The sequence below is a fragment of the Ancylobacter moscoviensis genome, assembly GCF_007559435.1.
GTDB lineage: Bacteria > Pseudomonadota > Alphaproteobacteria > Rhizobiales > Xanthobacteraceae > Ancylobacter > Ancylobacter moscoviensis.
Map to the genome: position 1 here is coordinate 1,272,890 of NZ_VMBP01000001.1, position 15,345 is coordinate 1,288,234.

General features: G+C 66.6%; 15 protein-coding genes. 13 read left to right on the top strand and 2 right to left on the bottom strand.

Annotated elements, in window-relative coordinates; all coding sequences use genetic code 11:
• The first annotated feature begins 243 nt into the window (after positions 1-243).
• From FO470_RS05915 to FO470_RS05960, 10 genes are all read left to right on the top strand, one after another.
• On the top strand, positions 244-1,545 hold the full coding sequence (locus FO470_RS05915) for a transporter substrate-binding domain-containing protein (RefSeq protein ID WP_144341940.1): 1,302 nt from the start codon (positions 244-246) through the stop codon (positions 1,543-1,545).
• Positions 1,546-1,676: 131 nt separating this feature from the next.
• The gene (gene urtB / locus FO470_RS05920; RefSeq protein ID WP_144341941.1) at positions 1,677-2,552 is read left to right on the top strand and encodes an urea ABC transporter permease subunit UrtB; all 876 of its coding nucleotides are present in this window, start codon (positions 1,677-1,679) and stop codon (positions 2,550-2,552) included.
• 48 nt (positions 2,553-2,600) lie between these two features.
• The gene (gene urtC / locus FO470_RS05925) at positions 2,601-3,701 is read left to right on the top strand and encodes an urea ABC transporter permease subunit UrtC (protein ID WP_144341942.1); all 1,101 of its coding nucleotides are present in this window, start codon (positions 2,601-2,603) and stop codon (positions 3,699-3,701) included.
• Positions 3,702-3,706: 5 nt separating this feature from the next.
• Positions 3,707-4,453, top strand: coding sequence for an urea ABC transporter ATP-binding protein UrtD (gene urtD, locus FO470_RS05930; protein ID WP_144341943.1), 747 nt, complete (start codon positions 3,707-3,709; stop codon positions 4,451-4,453).
• Between the two features lie 2 nt (positions 4,454-4,455).
• A complete protein-coding gene (gene urtE, locus FO470_RS05935) occupies positions 4,456-5,154 on the top strand; it encodes an urea ABC transporter ATP-binding subunit UrtE (RefSeq protein ID WP_144341944.1) in 699 nt (232 codons plus the stop codon).
• 196 nt (positions 5,155-5,350) lie between these two features.
• Positions 5,351-5,791 carry a N,N-dimethylformamidase alpha subunit family protein gene (locus FO470_RS05940; protein WP_144341945.1) on the top strand — a complete coding sequence of 147 codons (441 nt, stop codon included), beginning with the start codon at positions 5,351-5,353 and terminating at the stop codon, positions 5,789-5,791.
• 149 nt (positions 5,792-5,940) lie between these two features.
• On the top strand, positions 5,941-8,340 hold the full coding sequence (locus FO470_RS05945) for a N,N-dimethylformamidase beta subunit family domain-containing protein (protein WP_144341946.1): 2,400 nt from the start codon (positions 5,941-5,943) through the stop codon (positions 8,338-8,340).
• Between the two features lie 87 nt (positions 8,341-8,427).
• Complete coding sequence (locus FO470_RS05950; protein ID WP_144341947.1) at positions 8,428-9,534, top strand: Rieske (2Fe-2S) protein; 1,107 nt, start codon at positions 8,428-8,430, stop codon at positions 9,532-9,534.
• A 4-nt stretch (positions 9,535-9,538) separates the two neighbouring features.
• Entirely contained in the window at positions 9,539-10,237 is a 699-nt protein-coding gene (locus tag FO470_RS05955; protein WP_144341948.1) for a tetratricopeptide repeat protein, read from the top strand.
• A gap of 5 nt (positions 10,238-10,242) precedes the next feature.
• Positions 10,243-10,557 carry a hypothetical protein gene (locus FO470_RS05960; RefSeq protein WP_144341949.1) on the top strand — a complete coding sequence of 105 codons (315 nt, stop codon included), beginning with the start codon at positions 10,243-10,245 and terminating at the stop codon, positions 10,555-10,557.
• A 25-nt stretch (positions 10,558-10,582) separates the two neighbouring features.
• On the opposite strand, the gene FO470_RS05965 is transcribed toward FO470_RS05960, so the two are convergent.
• Positions 10,583-11,614 carry an Ldh family oxidoreductase gene (locus FO470_RS05965; protein ID WP_144341950.1) on the bottom strand — a complete coding sequence of 344 codons (1,032 nt, stop codon included), beginning with the start codon at positions 11,612-11,614 and terminating at the stop codon, positions 10,583-10,585.
• Positions 11,611-12,300, bottom strand: a complete 690-nt coding sequence (locus tag FO470_RS05970) for a GntR family transcriptional regulator (RefSeq protein WP_144341951.1) — start codon at positions 12,298-12,300, stop codon at positions 11,611-11,613. Before FO470_RS05970 ends, FO470_RS05965 begins: the two co-directional genes overlap by 4 nt.
• Before the next feature lie 99 nt (positions 12,301-12,399).
• Between FO470_RS05970 and FO470_RS05975 the strand changes: the two genes are divergently transcribed.
• Genes FO470_RS05975 through FO470_RS05985 form a run of 3 tightly spaced genes read left to right on the top strand, consistent with a single transcriptional unit; the run spans position 12,400 to position 15,321 of the window.
• Positions 12,400-13,020 carry a TRAP transporter small permease gene (locus FO470_RS05975; RefSeq protein ID WP_144341952.1) on the top strand — a complete coding sequence of 207 codons (621 nt, stop codon included), beginning with the start codon at positions 12,400-12,402 and terminating at the stop codon, positions 13,018-13,020.
• Positions 13,020-14,285 (top strand): TRAP transporter large permease, encoded by a 1,266-nt coding sequence (locus FO470_RS05980; RefSeq protein ID WP_144341953.1) that lies wholly within the window; start codon positions 13,020-13,022, stop codon positions 14,283-14,285. The genes FO470_RS05975 and FO470_RS05980 overlap by 1 nt, the downstream gene beginning before the upstream one ends.
• A 43-nt stretch (positions 14,286-14,328) precedes the next feature.
• Positions 14,329-15,321 (top strand): TRAP transporter substrate-binding protein, encoded by a 993-nt coding sequence (locus tag FO470_RS05985; RefSeq protein WP_144341954.1) that lies wholly within the window; start codon positions 14,329-14,331, stop codon positions 15,319-15,321.
• Positions 15,322-15,345: the final 24 nt, after the last annotated feature.

The following is a 15,345-nucleotide window of genomic DNA, read 5'->3' on the forward strand; positions in this document are numbered from 1 at the left end:
TCAGGTTATTTGTACAAAAATATAAATGATGATTTATCAATCAATATGCATATGTATTGATCAATACGTAATGACGACTCGGAATCTGTCTAAAATAGTGCATCACTGTGAAGAAATATTGTTGACATACAGGAATAGCCGCACGTAACGTTTCATCGTGGCGAACGGCACTCCGAGCGAATGGCCTGGGGCCGGCAGATAGCCGCGCTTTCACAGCTTCAATACTTCCAAGGGATCGCAACGATGGATTTCACGCGTCGGAAGTTGCTTAAGACCGCCGGCCTCGCCTCGGGCGCGCTGCTGGCTCCTCACATCTGGGTACCGAGCGAAGCGCGGGCCGCGGCGCTCAAGAAGGGCGAGCCGCTCAAGGTCGGCGTCCTGTTCTCGCTCACCGGCGCGCTGGCCGTGCCGGAGGAGGATTCCACCCTCGTCCTCCAATACGCCTTCGACGAGATCAACAAGGCGGGCGGCGTCGGCGGCGTGCCGGTCGAGCCGGTGATCGTCGACGCCAAGTCGGACTTCAACGTCTATTCCGAGAAGACCAAGGAACTCATCCTGCGCGACAAGGTGATCGCGATCTTCGGCTGCTACACCTCGGCCAGCCGCAAGGCGATCCTGCCGACGATCATGCAGCGCGACCACCTGCTGTACTACCCGACCTGCTACGAGGGCGCGGAGTGCACGCAGAACACCATCTGCACCGGGCCGCTGGCCAACCAGCACTCGAAGGACCTCATCCCCTTCATGGTGCAGAACTTCGGCAAGAAGGTCTTCTTCGTCGGCTCCAACTATGTGTGGCCGAAGGAGTCGAACAAGAACGCCAAGATCTGGCTGGAGCAGGCGGGCGGCGAGCTGCTCGGCGAGGAGTACATCCCCCTCGGCAGCTCCGAGTTCGGCCCGGTGCTGAACAAGATCCGCGACGCCAAGCCGAACTTCATCTTCTCGACGGTGGTCGGCGCCTCCGACATCGCCTTCCACAAGCAGTTCAAGCAGGAAGGTTTCAAGGTCGATCAGATGCCGATCGCCTCGCTCACCACGGGCGAGATCGAGACCCGGGCCATGGGCGCCGAGTTCGGCGCCGGCCATTTCCTCTCCGCGCCGTATTTCCAGACGCTGGACAATCCGACCAACCAGAAGTTCGTCGAGGGCTTCCTCAAGAGCCCCTACGGCAAGAACGGCACGACCCACTACAACATGGAGGAGACCTATCTCTCCGCCTATGTGTTCAAGTCGGGTTTCGAGAAGGCGGCCGCAGCCGTCGGCTTCGAGAACGTCACCCCGCGCGCCATCCGCGACCATTCCGGCGGCATCCGGGTCGAGGACGCGGTCTCGCCGGAAGGGCTGATCTGGATCGACGACCAGAACTTCAACACCTGGCTGAAGCCGAAGATCGGCCAGTGCCAGGCGGACGGCACCTTCAAGATCGTGAAGGCGGCGGACGCGCAGGTCGCCCCGGACCCCTACTCGATCTACCCGGATATCGGCGTCTGCACCAAGGACGGCCTCAAGGCCCCCGACGGGAAGATCCGCAAGAACGTGATCTGACGACGATGCTCGGCTCCGCCGGCACGTTCCGGCGGAGCCGAGCGGCAAGGCGATAAAGCGCCGCCGGTCCTTCCCACGAAAGGGGAGGGGCTGGCGGAAACAGGCGGCATGGCCGCGACGAAGGGCTGGCGATGGATTTCGGATCGATCCTGAACGCACTCATTCTCGGCGTCAGCATTGCGAGCATCTGGCTCATCGCCGCGCTCGGGCTGACCATCATTTACGGGGCCGCCGGCGTCATCAACATGGCGCATGGCGAGCTGATCATGCTGGGCGCCTACAGCTCCTACATGCTGCAATACTACCTCGGCGTCCCGTATCTGCTCTGCATCCCCGCCTCCTTCGTCATCGTCGCCCTGGTCGGGCTGATCCTCGAGCGCGGGCTGATCCAGTACCTCTACAACCGTCCGCTCGACACGCTGCTGGCCACCTACGGCGTCTCGCTCGTGCTGATGCAGGGCGTACGGCTGATCTTCGGTTCCGACCCGAAATATCTCGCCGTGCCGGAGATCTTCTCCTCCAACCTCTCCCTCGGCTTCCTCTCCATCTCGACCTTCCGCGTCATCGTGCTCCTCGTCACGGCGCTGCTGGTGCTGGCGCTCTGGCTGCTGTTCTACAAGACGCGCTTCGGCGTGCAGGTGCGCGCGGTGATGCAGAACAAGGAGATGGCGGCCTCCTTCGGCATCAATTCCAGCCGTGTCTACATGCTCACCTTCGCGCTCGGCGCCGGCCTCGCCGGGGTGGCGGGCTCGCTGTTCGGGGTGCTGAACATCGTGCTGCCGACCATGGGCGCGAGCTATGTGGTGCAGGCCTTCCTGATGGTGGTGGTGGGCGGCGGCTCGCTCGCCGGCAGCGTCGTCGCCAGCGGCGTGACCGGCGAGATGCAGTCGGTGTTCGCCTTCTTCACCAACGACACCTTCGCCCGCTTCCTCATCTTCGTGCTGATCGTCGTCTTCCTGCGGTTCCGCCCGCAGGGCCTCTTCGCCAAGGCGGGGACGCGGCGATGAAGGCGAGGCGAGCGACCATCCTGCGGCACGGGGCACGCTGAGGCGATCATGGGAAATCTCTACCACAACAAGACGGCGCAATGGCTTGCCTACGCGGCCTTCTTCGCCGTGCTCGCCATCGTCCCGATGCGCATCGACGACGACTTCCTGCTGAACCAGCTCGCCACCTACGGCGTCTACGGCATGCTCGCCCTGTCGATCAGCCTGTGCTGGGGCTTCGGCGGCATCCTCAATCTCGGCCAGGGCATCGCCTTCGGGCTGGGCGCCTACGGCATGGCGATGACCATGCAGATGCAGACCCAGACGGAATCGAACCCGATCCCGCCGCTCATGCTGAACAACGGCCTCGACTACCTGCCGATGCTGTGGTGGCCCTTCGCCAATACCGGCCTCGGCATCGTCTGCGCCATCGCCGTCCCCACGCTGTTCTGCGCGATTTTCGGCACCATCATGTTCCGCGCCCGGGTGTCCGGTCCGTTCTTCGCGATCATGACGCTGGCCATGCTTTCGGCCTTCTACACCATTATCCTCGACCGGCAGGCCTATACGGGCGGCGTCAACGGCATCACCCCGCCGTCGCCGCTCCAGTTCGCCGGCGTCGAGGTCGACCCTTACAGCCCGCTCGCCTACTGGACGGTGTTCTTCGCGCTCATGATCGCCACCGTCCTCGCCAAGCTGATCACCCAGAGCTCCTTCGGGCTGGTGACGCAGGCGATCCGCGACGATGCCGAGCGCGTGCGTTTCCTCGGCTACAGCGTGGCGGGCTACGAGACGATGATCTACACCATCGCCGGCCTCATCGCCGCCGTCGCCGGCTGCCTGTGGGTCATGCTGGTGCAATATGTGTCGCCGGCTCAGCTCGATGTCGGCTTCAGCCTCTCCATGGTCATCTGGGCGGCGATCGGCGGACGGCTGTCGCTGGTCGGGGCCATCGTCGGCGCCTTCGTCATCCAGGGTGCGCAGAGCTATCTCGGCGACACCTTCCTCTCCACTTGGCTGCTTATCCTCGGCGGCTTCTTCATCGTCATCGTGCGCTTCCTGCCGAACGGCCTGGCGAGCCTGCTGGAGGCCGCCCTCGGCCTGTTCGCGACGCGAAAGCCGAAATCGTCGGCGGAATCGAACGGCGCCGAGCCGGTTCCTGCGGAGTGAGGGCGATGGCGGGACTTCTGGAAATCCACAACCTTTCCAAGAGCTTCGATACCATCAAGGTGATCGACGATTTCAGCCTCGAAGTGGTCGAGGGCACGTTGTGCTGCCTTGTCGGGCCGAATGGCGCCGGCAAGACGACGACGATGGATCTCATTACCGGCCGCATCAAGCCGAGCTCCGGCAAGGTCGTCTTCGCCGGTCAGGACATCACCGCCCAGCCCGAGCACGTCATCGCCCGCGCCGGCATCGGGCGCAAGTTCCAGGTGCCGGCGGTGCTGCGCGATCTCACCGTGCGGCAGAACCTGACGGTAGCCTTTAGCCGGCAGACGAATCCGTTCTGGAATCTCTTCCGCTTCCGCTCGCCAGGGCTGGAGCGAAAGCTCGACGAGATCGCCACGCTGGCCGGACTCACCGATCGCCTCGGCGAGAGGGCGGGCATCCTCTCGCATGGCGAGACGCAGTGGTTGGAGATCGGCATGGTGCTGATGCAGGAGCCGCGCCTCATGCTGATGGACGAGCCCATCGCCGGCATGACCGAGAGCGAGATCGAGAAGACCGCGGCGATCTTCAAGGAGCTGCGCAAGACCACGACCCTCATCGTCGTCGAGCATGACATGGGCTTCGTGCGCGAGATCGCCGACGTCGTCACGGTCATGCACATGGGCTCGCTGCTGGCGCAGGGCACCATCCAGGACATCGAAGCCGATCCGCGCGTGCGCGACGTCTATCTCGGCGAGCAGGAGGCCGCCTGACCATGCTGCTCACCTTCGACAACGTCTCCTCCTATTACGGCGCCACCCGCATCCTGCGGGATTTCTCCTTCGACATGGAGAAGGGCCAGTGCCTGTGCGTGCTCGGCCGCAACGGCGTCGGCAAGACCACGCTGATGCGCACCATCATGGGGCTGACCGACCGCTCCACCGGCGCGATCCGCATCAATGGCGAGGCGATCGAGGCCAAGGCACCCTATCAGCGCGCCGGCTACGGCATCGGCTACGTGCCGCAGGGGCGCGGCATCCTCGCGGATTTCACCGTGCGCGAGAACATCCTGCTCGGCACCTTCGCCCGCAAGGACAAGGCGTCGGAAATCCCGGAGATCTGCCTGCGCATCTTCCCCTATCTGCGCGACAATCTGGAGCGCCGCGCCGGCCTGCTGTCGGGCGGGCAGAAGCAGCAGCTCGCCATCGCGCGCGCGCTCGCGGTCGGGCCGCAGGTGCTTCTGCTCGACGAGCCGACCGAGGGCATCCAGCCCAACATCGTGCACGAGATCGGCGAGATTCTGCGGATGCTCAACAAGGAACTCGGCATCAGCCTCATCCTGACCGAGCAGCACATCAAGGTTGCCCGCAAGCTCGGGGATGCATTCCTGATGGTCGATAACGGCCGCGTCGTCGCGCGTGGGGCGATTTCCGAGATGACGGATGCTCTCGTCGAAAAGCACATGACGATCTGACAGTCGTTTGAGTTTCTTCTGCGGAAAATTTTATTCCAATATATTGACGTAAAGAACTGTCCTGTGTAGATTTTGAATTGTAAAAATCTTGGTGGCCAGGCGCCATGACTGAAGATTTCCGGCCTTTCTATTTAGGCCGCGTGCTTTCTTGCGCCCCGGAGCAGGGGTGCCTCTCCCCAAAATCAGCGAGGCCGTCATGATCCCTATTCCGAAGAAGGGAACGCCCGAGCGCGAGGCGCTCATCCGTGAGCATCGGGAATGCGTCGACTCCATGAAGGGGGTCGCCGGCTTCTCCGTGCTGAAATGCGAGACCCCCGGCGACACCACCATCGTCACCGGCGGCGTGCACGAGAATCCGGTGCTGCGCCGCGTGCTGCTGCGCATGCGCGGGGAATCGCCGAAGGGCAAACTCGTCGTCATCTGCACCAAGGTGGACGCGGAATGGCGCATCGGCCGCCTGTCCGGCATCCGCGGCGTGCCGCCGGAGTTCGTCAACGACAAGGTCTATACGGACGAGCAGGAGATCCAGCACGACATCTTCCTGATGCGCCTGGAGGAGATGCCGGAGACCGCCGGCATGCCCGAGCACTTCGCCGAAGGCTGGAAGCGCCGCGACGACAACTGGCCGGTGACCTGAGCCGCCATCCGTCGTCGCGATGAGGGGCGGCGCGCCCCTCATCTTCCATCGAGATCGAACCCCGCCGTGTCTTCGGGCGAAGACGCGAATGGCGAAGCCTTGTCCTGAGCAGATCCTGCCGGGCCAAGTCTTGAGGACTGGAGAACACTATGTGCGCCATGAGGCTGACCGGCTACGCTGAGAAATTCAGCGTCCACCCCGGCGACAAGATCAAGTTCTACGTCAATTGCGACGGCCCCGCCGAGTTCAAGGCGGAAGTCGTGCAGATGATCAACGGCGACACCAACCCGCGCGGGCCCGGCTTCATCGAGAAGCCCATCGCCGCCGCGTGCAACGGCACCTACAAGGGCCGCAAGCAGATCATCCATGGCGGTTCCTACGGTTATGCCGCGGACGCGCCGCAGTTCCATGTCGAGAGCTTCACGCTCCAGTGCTGGGTCTGGCCGACCACGCCCAAGACCCACCCGCGCTACTGGAAGCACGGTGCGCAGGGGCTCGTGACCAAGTGGTCGCAGGGCAAGGGCTACGGCCTCTTCCTCAACGAGGAGGGGCAAGTCGAGCTGCGCATCAACGGGCACAAGATCACCACCGGCGTGCCGATCCGCGACCATGCCTGGCACTTCGTCGCGGCGAGCTTCGATGCCGCCACCGGCGAGGTGGTGCTCTATCACGAGCCGCAGATCGTCTATGCGCTCGATCCGGTCATCGAGCCGGTGAAGACCGTCATCAAGACCAAGGTCGAGCACAGCGCGGCGCCGGTCGCGCTGGCCGCCTATGTCGACAGGATGGACGACAGCCCGCTGGCGAAGTCGTCGCTGCCGGCCGGCGTCTGGTTCACCGGCAAGTACAACGGCAAGATCGACAGCCCGCGCATCTGCAACAAGGCGCTGTCGCGCTTCGAGATCGAGCAGATGAAGGCCGGCGCCCAGCCGGGCCTCACCGAGCGCCGCAACTCGGGTCCCACCGGCGCGCTGTCCGAGACCATCGTCGCCGCCTGGGATTTCTGGGACGGCATCGACACCATCGTGGCCAAGGACAACGGTCCCTATCGCTTCGACGCGCAGCTGGTGAACTGCCCGACGCGCGCCATGACTGGCTACAACTGGGCCGGCGAGAACTTCGACTGGAAATACGCCAAGAAGGAATATGGCGCGATCCACTTCCACGACGATGACGTCGACAATGCCCGCTGGGAGGCCGATGTCGAGTGGAGCGTGCCGGAAGAGGGCATCAAGAGCCGCTTCTATGCGCTCAAGCTGACCACCTCCGAGGGCGACGAAGACTACATCCCGTTCTGGGTGGTGCCGCGTATCGGCAAGGAGCAGTCGAAGATCGCGGTCATGGTGCCGACCATCAGCTACATGGCCTATGCCAACGAGCATGTGGCCTGCAATGCCGGCGGCGCCGAACTTTTCGTCTACCGCGTGCCGATCATGCAGCAGCAGAACATGTTCCTGGCCGAGCACCGGGAATATGGCGGCTCGATCTACGACACCCACACGGACGGCTCGGGCATCTGCCTGTCCTCGCGCCTGCGGCCCATCCTGTCGATCCGGCCGAAATACGACCACTTCCTCGCCCAGGCGCCGTGGCAGTACCCGGCCGATCTCCACCTCGTCTACTGGCTGGAGACGATGGGCTACGAGTACGACGTCTTCACCGACGAGGACGTCACCTATGACGGCCTTGCCCGGCTGGAGAACTACAACGTCATCATCACCGGCTCGCACCCCGAGCATAATTCGGGCCCGCAGCTCGACGCGCTGCACAACTACACCCAGCGCGGCGGCCGCCTGATGTATATGGGCGCCGACGCCTGGTACTGGGTGCATTCCTACCACCCGGCCTATGACGGCATCGGCCGCGGCGTCATCACCGAGATGCGCCGCTGCGAATCCGGCATCCGCACCTGGCGCGCCGATCCCGGCGAGTACTACCACCAGGGAACGGGCGAGCTCGGCGGTATGTGGCGCTTCCGCGGCCGCTACCTGCATTCGGTCGCCGGCGTCGGCATGTCGTCCGAGGGCTTCGACATCTCGAGCTACTTCAGCCGCACGCCGGACAGTCTCGACCCGCGCGTCTCCTGGGCCTTCGAGGGCATCAGCTATGACGAGCCACTCGGCAATTTCGGCCTCGTCGGCGGCGGCGCGGCGGGCCTCGAGCTCGACATCGTCGACACCATGCTGGGCTCGCCCCCGCACACCCTCGCGGTGGCGACCTCGGCCGGCCGGCATACGGAGGCCTATCTCCTCGTCATGGAGGATTTCGGCTTCAACCAGCAGGGCCTCGACGGCACCGTGCATCCGCGGGTGCGTGCCGACATCGCCTATCACGAGACGCCGAACGGCGGCGCCGCCTTTTCCTTCTCGTCGATCGCCTTCTGCGGCTCGCTGCCGTGGAACAACTGCCAGAACAACATCTCCACCCTGGTGAAGAACGTTCTGGATCGCTTCTCGGCGGACGGTCCCCTCCCGCCCCCGCCGGCGGATGCGATCAGGCACCGCGGACGCGCGGATTACGAGTCCCCCGCTCTCGCGCAGCGCGGCTGACGCATCCGGCCCCGATGTGCGCGCCGTGCCCGGCATGGCGCGCACATCTCCTCGCGAACCGCATGTCAGGATCAGGAGGCGTCGACGATGCTCAATCGACCGGATCTCGGCTATTTCGACGATGGCAGCGATCTCGCGAGCCCCGGCTTCTTCGCCGGCGCGCTCGGCGAGGCCGGACAGGCGCGCGTGCTGCCGCCGGCCGCCTATGGCTCGCTCGCCTTCTCCAATCTGGAGGACGAGGCGATCTGGACGCGGGACTGGGTGAGCATCGGCACCGTCGATTCCATTCCCGGAACGGGCGATCTCCTGCCCTTCACCGTGGGCACGCACGGCATCCATGTGCAGCGCATGGCGGAAGGCTTCCGTGCCCGCTTCAACAAGGCGCAGCACGGCGGCTGCCGGCTGGTGCCGCTGCAGTGCCAGACCGGCGCCAAGACGCGCTGCTCCTTCACCTCCTGCGGCCACAGCCGCGACCGGGCGGCGATCCCGGCGGGCGAACTCGGCAGCGACACGCCGGAGATGCACCAGTATCTCGGGCTCCGGCCGGAGCGCCTGCTCGGCGCGCATGTGCGCGTCTGGGGGCCGCTGATCCTCGTCAATCTCGACATGTTCCCGGCCGGGCCGGAGGCGAGCCTCTACGCGCTCGATCACGCGGCCTGCTTCTTCCCGTCCCGGCGCACCGTGCGCTCCGCCGAGCGCTGGCTGGAGTTCGCCGCCAACTGGAAGCTGGTGGCGCAGAGCCTGACCGCCGGCGTGCCGGTCGACGAGGATGAGGCCGGGCTCTGGCAGCTTTCCGAGAGCGTGCTGGACGATGGCACCGTTGCCCGTACCGCGCTGGTCTTTCCCAATCTCGTGCTCCTGTCCGCCGGCAGCGAGACCTGCGTCGTGGTGCTCCAGCCCACCGCGCTGGGCCGCACGCTGTGCCGCGTCAGCGTCTATGGCGAGGCGGAGGGCACGTCGCCCGACCTCGACCGCTGGTGCGGCCAGATCGCCCCGCGTGCCGAGCGCGCGGTCGCCGACCACGCCAATTTCTCGCGCTGGGGCGCCAGCCACCGGCCGGAAACCCTCGGCCTCGCGCCGCCGCTGCAGACCGTGCCGCAGGGCCTGTGGCTCCAGCGGCAGGTGGCCGCGCGCATTGCCCGCCTGCCGAGCGAGGCCATCGACCAGCCCATCTACCAGAACCCGGGGAGCTGACGCCGTGTTGTCCCATCGTGTCGAGCCCGATCGCGCCTCGCCCCTCGCCGCGGCGATCGACGCCTACAATGCAGGGGAGTTCGAGACCGCCTTCCGCCGCTTCACCCGCCTTGCCGACGACGGAGACGCCGAGGCCGCCACCTGGCTCGGCGCCCTCTATGCGCATGGCGAGGGAGTCGAGGCGTCCCTCGCCAAGGCCTTCGAGCACTATCTGGTCGGGGCCGAGGCCGGCATGCCGATGGCGCAGACCAATGTCGGCGCCATGCTGGTCATGGGGCAGGGCGTCGGGCGCGACATCGCCGAGGGCGCCAGATGGCTCGCCCGCTCCGCCGAGCAGGGCGATCTCTACGCCCAGTACAACCTCGCGACCCTCTACGCGAAGGGCGAGGGCATCGAACGCGACGACGCGGCGGCGGCGGGCTGGTATCGCCGCGCGGCGGAAGCCGGCCATTACCCCTCACAGGCGCGCCTCGGCTACATCTATGCGAACGGCGTGGGCGTCGAGAAGGATCTGGTCCAGGCCTATCTCTGGCTCTCGCTCGCCGCCCAGCACGGCATCGGCGCCGCGCTCTCCGCGCTGGAAGCCATCGTCACCCAGATGTCGGCGCCCGAGAAGAACCGGGCCGCCGCCGAGGTCGAGCGCTGGCGCGGCCGGACCCGCGAGGTCTCACGCCATGCCCGCCTGATGCCGATTCCGGGGTGAACACCATGATGCTCAGCGTCCAGCAGATCAAGTATGAGCTGCTCCTCTACATCAAGGAGTTCGGCGGCCGTGCGCAGGACTGGCGGATCGGCGTCGCCGAGGACGCGCCGCAGGCCCTGTTCGGCGAGAACGGCGTCGACGAGGCGGCGGACATCTGGTGCTGGAAGCCGGCGCTGACGCCGGCTGCCGCCCGCGCCGTCTACCGCTACATGACCGAGCAGTTCCATGTGCCACCGGCCCCGTCGAGCGGGCAGGGGCGCTGCGTGTTCCTGTTCGCCAAGGGCAAGCAGGCGGTCGCGGAGCCGGCGCCGGGCGGCTGAGCCGTCCCCGGTCATGCGTCTCCGGTCAGGCGGGCGCGGACAGCGCCCTGAGCTCGGCGACCAGCTTCGCCGGCAGGGTCACGCCTTCCCGGTTGCGCTCGCGCGCCGCGTAGCGCCGTTCCGAGGGCAGCCGCACGCCCGGCTGCTGTCTGGCAAGAGCGAACAGCTCGTCCGCATCCGCCAGTCGTGACGCCAGGCTTTCGGCCCCGAAGACCGCCGGGTCGATGGCGATGAACAACTCGCCGCCCAGCGGCGGGCCGCCGTCGCCGTTCTCCACCGCCATGGACTGCCGGCTGGTGAGGTCGCCGATCAGCGGGCCGGCGATCAGTTCCACCATCATCGACAGGGCCGATCCCTTGTGCCCGCCGAAGGGCAGCAGCGCGCCGGCGAGGGCCTGCGCCGGATCGGTGGTCGGCGCGCCGTCCGGCCCGACGGCCCATCCCGGCGGGATCGGCTCGCCGGCGCGGCGCTTCAGCTCGATCTCGCCGCGCGCCGCCGCGCTGGTGGCGAAGTCGAAGAGGAAGGGGCGTCCTTCGGGGCCGGGCCAGCCGAAGGCGATGGGGTTGGTGCCGAGCAGCGGCTGGGTGCCGCCGGCCGGCGCGACGCAGCTCTGGCCGATGGTGAAGCACCAGGCCGCCAGCCCCGCCTCGGCCGCCGGTTCGATATCCGCCCACAGGGCCGAGAAATGATAGCAGTCGCGGATCGCCAGAGCGGCGATGCCGTAGGTCTTCGCCGCCTCGATCAGCGCCGGCACGCCGGTCTCGATGGCGAGCGGGGCGAAGGTACGATGAGCGTCGACCCGCAGCACCACCGGCGTGACGCGGGTGAGGGTCGGTAGCGCGTGGCGCTCCGCCTTGCCGCTGCGCACCGAGCCGACATAGCCGATCAGCCGGTAGAGGCCGTGCGAGTGGCACTCGTCGACCTGCGCCCGCGTGATCGAACGCGCGATGGCCTGCGCATGTGCCGCGCCGAGCCCGGCGCCGGTCAGCGTATCGGCGCACAGCCTATGCACCTCGCCGAGGGTCAGGCGCACCGTGTCCGCGGCGGCGCCGGTCATGGGGCGTCCTCGCGGGCGCCGCGCTCCAGCGCGCGCAGCAGGTCGTCATGCACCGTGCCGATGTGCTCCTCGAGGAAGGCGCAGGCCTTGGCGATCTCGCCCGCGCGGCTGAGCGTCACCAGCTCGGCATGCTCGTCCACGGCGCGCTGCATGCCGACGATGCCGGTTCCCGCCGTGTCGCTGAGCTGCACGCGCGTGTAGCGGTCGCTCGATTGCAGCAGCGACTGCACGATGGTCAGCGAGCGTGGCTGGCCGGCGCGCCCGTACAGCGCCATGTGGAAGTCGGCGTTGAGCTGCCCCCAGCGGCTCAGATCCTGCGCGGCGGTGGCCGCCACCATCTGCCGGTTCATCTCGTCGAGCCGCGCGAAGTCCGCCTCCGCGAGCGCGGGAATGGAGCGGGCGAGCAGCCGGGGCTCCAGCAGGCGGCGCAGGCCGAACACGTCGTTGATCTCGTCGAGCGAGAGCTCGGAAACGATGGCGCCCTTCTGCGGCACGATCCGCACCAGCCCCTCGGCGTCGAGCTGGAACAGCGCCTCGCGGATGGGGATGCGGCTCACCTTGAAGGTCGCGGCGAGCGCGTCTTGCCGGAGCTGCGCGCCGGCCGGATAGGTGCCGTCGAGGATCGCCTTCCGCAGCTGGTCGAGGATGGCGGCCGAAAGGGTGCGGTGCTTGAGGAGCGGGGTCATTCTGCGCGTTTCGGCCCTGCAAAAATCACGTCGGGCATATTGACGGATATAATTTATAAAATCTACGATCACGAAAAAGACAGAGGGAAAAGCGTGATCATGTCGCAAGCCGACGGCCTCCCCGCCGGTGGCGGGCCCCTCCATGCGCTCACCACCGTTTCCGAGGCGCTCCTGTGGGTGGAGCGGCTCGCCATCAGTGCGCTGATGGCGCTCCTCACCGGCCTCATCCTGCTCAACGTCGTCACGCGCTACGGCGGCATCCCGCTCTATTGGGTGGACGAGTCCGCCATCTTCACCACGGTGTGGCTCACCTTCATCGGCGCCTCCGCCATGTCGCGGCTGCGGCTCGATTTCTCCATGACGCTGCTGACCGAGCACCTCTCCCGCGGGGCGGCGAAAGCCGTGGGCGTGCTGGCAACGCTGTGCGTGCTCGGCTTCGGCCTCGCGCTCGCGGCGATGTGCTGGGTGTGGATGGACCCCGTCGGCATCGCGAGCGCCGGTTTCGACGGGAAGGAATATGGCGGGGCGACCTTCAACTTCCTCTACACCGAGCGCACGCAGACGCTGAACTGGCCGAGCTGGGTGGTCTATCTGGTGCTGCCTATCTTCGCGGTGGCGCTCACCGTCCATAGCGCCGCCAACCTCGCGGAGGACCTCGGTCTCTCCGGCCGGCCCGACCGCAGCGGCTTCGGCCTCGGCAGCGCCGAGGAGGTCGCCTGATGATCACCAGCGCCGCCTTTGTCCTTACGCTGCTGATCGGGGTGCCCATCGGCATCGCCATCTGCCTCACCGGTGTCGTGTTCATCGCCGCCAGCGGCAATCCGGTGCTCTACCAGAGCTTTCCGCTGCAGATGTTCGGCAGCGTCGACAATTACGGCCTGATCGCCATTCCGCTGTTCATCCTGATCGGCGAGATCATGAATGGCGGGGGCATCACCCGGCGCATCATCGACATGACGATGGCCTTCATCGGCGCGATGCGCGGCGGCCTCGCCTATGTGAACCTGCTGGCGAACATGTTCGTCTCGTCCATCCTCGGCTCGGCCACCGCGCAGGTGGCGATCATGGCGCAGCTCATGGTCCCGGAGATGGAGGCGAAGGGCTACGACAAGACCTTCGCCGCCGGCCTCACCGCCTATGCCGGCATGCTTGGCCCAATCATCCCGCCCTCGATCATGTTCGTCATGTATTCGGTGCTGGCGCAGGTGCCGGTGGGCGACATGCTGATCGCCGGCCTCGTCCCCGGCTTCGTGCTCACGGCGCTGTTCTGCATCGTCATCGCGCTGATGGGGCTGCGCTACAACTATCCGCGCGGCGAGGCGGCCAGCCTCTCGCAGCGTGTGAAGACCGTGCTCGCCTGCGCGCCGACGCTGCTCATTCCCATCGTCATCGTCGGTTCCATCCTCACCGGCCTCGCCAACCCGACCGAGTCCGCCGCCGTCGGCGCGCTGGCCTCGATCCTGATCGGCCGGTACTGGACGGGAGAGCTGCGCTTCGCCCAGCTGCCGCGCATGTTCCTGCGCGCCGGCGTCTATTCCGGCATCGTGCTGTTCCTGGTCGCGGCGGCGGGCGTGCTGTCCTGGGTGCTGGTGTTCGCCAAGATCCCGCAGGAAGTCGCGCTGTGGATCCAGTCCATCGCCAGCGGGCCGATCAGCTTCATGCTGCTGGTCAACGTCATCCTGCTCGTCATCGGCACGGTGATCGACGGCGCGCCGGGGCTGATCATGACGGTGCCGATCCTGCTGCCGATCGCCACCGAGGTCTACAACATCGACCCCGTGCAGTTCGGCGTGGTGGCGGTGGTCAACCTCGTGCTCGGCTTCCTGTCGCCGCCCGTCGGGCTCTGCTTCTTCGTCGCCGCGGCCGTCACTGGGGCCAAGCCGGGCAAGATGTTCATCGTCACCCTGCCGTTCTTCATCGCGTCCTGCGTGCTGCTGGTGCTGCTCTCGATCTTTCCGGTGCTGTCCACCGCACTGGTCCGCTGAACCTCCGCCAACAAGAACCTTCCGTGCCAGAGGAGAAAAACCGATGCTCTCACGCCGTTCCCTGCTCACGGCCGCGGCGGCCGGTGCCGTCCTGCCGCTCGCCGCTCCCGGAGTGCTCCGCGCCCAGACGCGCGACCTGCGCCTCGGCCTGATCACCCCGCCCGGCCACCCCTGGAACAACGCCGCCCTCAAGGTGGGCGAGGTTCTGAAGGAGAAGACCGCCGGCAAGCTGACCATGACCGTCTTCCATGCCGGCCAGCTCGGCAATGAAGGCGCGATGATGCAGCAGCTGCAGACCGGCGCGCTCGACCTGGCCTTCCTGCAGGCGGCGGAGGTCGGCAACCGGGTGCCGAACGTCGCGGCCATCCTCGCGCCCTATGTCGTGCGCTCCACCGAGGCGGCGGCGAAGCTGGTGCGCCAGCCCATCGCCATGCAGATGCTGGACCCGCTGCCGAAGGAGACCGGCACGCTCGGCCTCGGCTGGGGCATCACCTCGATCCGCGCGGTGTTCTCGGCCAAGCAGATCGACGGCCTCGCCGGGCTGAAGGGTATGAAGCTGCGCATCAACACGACGCCGGCCTTCCGCGACTTCTACCAGTTGCTCGGCGCCGCCCCCACGCCGATCCCGACTCCGCAGGTGTTCGACGCCATGGCTAACGGCCAGGTGGACGGGCTGGAGGCGGACCTCGACTTCTCCTGGAACCAGCGCTTCGACAAGGTGTCGAAGGTGATGATGCGCATGGACGCGGTGTTCATGCCGATGATTGCGCTGGCCTCCGGCCGCGCCTGGCAGTCGCTCCCCGAGGAGGACCGCAAGCTGATCGCCGAGGCGACCAAGGCGGCGCTCGACGTGCAGGTCGACGAGACGGTGGCGAACGCGCCGAAGATCATCAAGGACTTCGAGGGCACCGGCATCAAGATGGTGGTGCCGCCGGCGGCGGACTCGGCGCCGATCATCGCCGAGTATGACAAGATCTGGGTGCCCAAGGCGCCCATCCTGCCGGAGCTGCGCAAGGTCGGCGCGACGCTCGGCTGAGCGCTGTCTCATCCCTGAAGATGC

Bases quoted from the DNA above. Each gene is read 5' to 3' on its own strand.
- FO470_RS05915 (WP_144341940.1), top strand. From the start codon at position 244: ATGGATTTCACGCGTCGGAAGTTGCTTAAGACCGCCGGCCTCGCCTCG.
- urtB (WP_144341941.1), top strand. From the start codon at position 1,677: ATGGATTTCGGATCGATCCTGAACGCACTCATTCTCGGCGTCAGCATT.
- urtC (WP_144341942.1), top strand. From the start codon at position 2,601: ATGGGAAATCTCTACCACAACAAGACGGCGCAATGGCTTGCCTACGCG.
- urtD (WP_144341943.1), top strand. From the start codon at position 3,707: ATGGCGGGACTTCTGGAAATCCACAACCTTTCCAAGAGCTTCGATACC.
- urtE (WP_144341944.1), top strand. From the start codon at position 4,456: ATGCTGCTCACCTTCGACAACGTCTCCTCCTATTACGGCGCCACCCGC.
- FO470_RS05940 (WP_144341945.1), top strand. From the start codon at position 5,351: ATGATCCCTATTCCGAAGAAGGGAACGCCCGAGCGCGAGGCGCTCATC.
- FO470_RS05945 (WP_144341946.1), top strand. From the start codon at position 5,941: ATGTGCGCCATGAGGCTGACCGGCTACGCTGAGAAATTCAGCGTCCAC.
- FO470_RS05950 (WP_144341947.1), top strand. From the start codon at position 8,428: ATGCTCAATCGACCGGATCTCGGCTATTTCGACGATGGCAGCGATCTC.
- FO470_RS05960 (WP_144341949.1), top strand. From the start codon at position 10,243: ATGATGCTCAGCGTCCAGCAGATCAAGTATGAGCTGCTCCTCTACATC.
- FO470_RS05965 (WP_144341950.1), bottom strand. From the start codon at position 11,614: ATGACCGGCGCCGCCGCGGACACGGTGCGCCTGACCCTCGGCGAGGTG.
- FO470_RS05970 (WP_144341951.1), bottom strand. From the start codon at position 12,300: ATGACCCCGCTCCTCAAGCACCGCACCCTTTCGGCCGCCATCCTCGAC.
- FO470_RS05975 (WP_144341952.1), top strand. From the start codon at position 12,400: ATGTCGCAAGCCGACGGCCTCCCCGCCGGTGGCGGGCCCCTCCATGCG.
- FO470_RS05980 (WP_144341953.1), top strand. From the start codon at position 13,020: ATGATCACCAGCGCCGCCTTTGTCCTTACGCTGCTGATCGGGGTGCCC.
- FO470_RS05985 (WP_144341954.1), top strand. From the start codon at position 14,329: ATGCTCTCACGCCGTTCCCTGCTCACGGCCGCGGCGGCCGGTGCCGTC.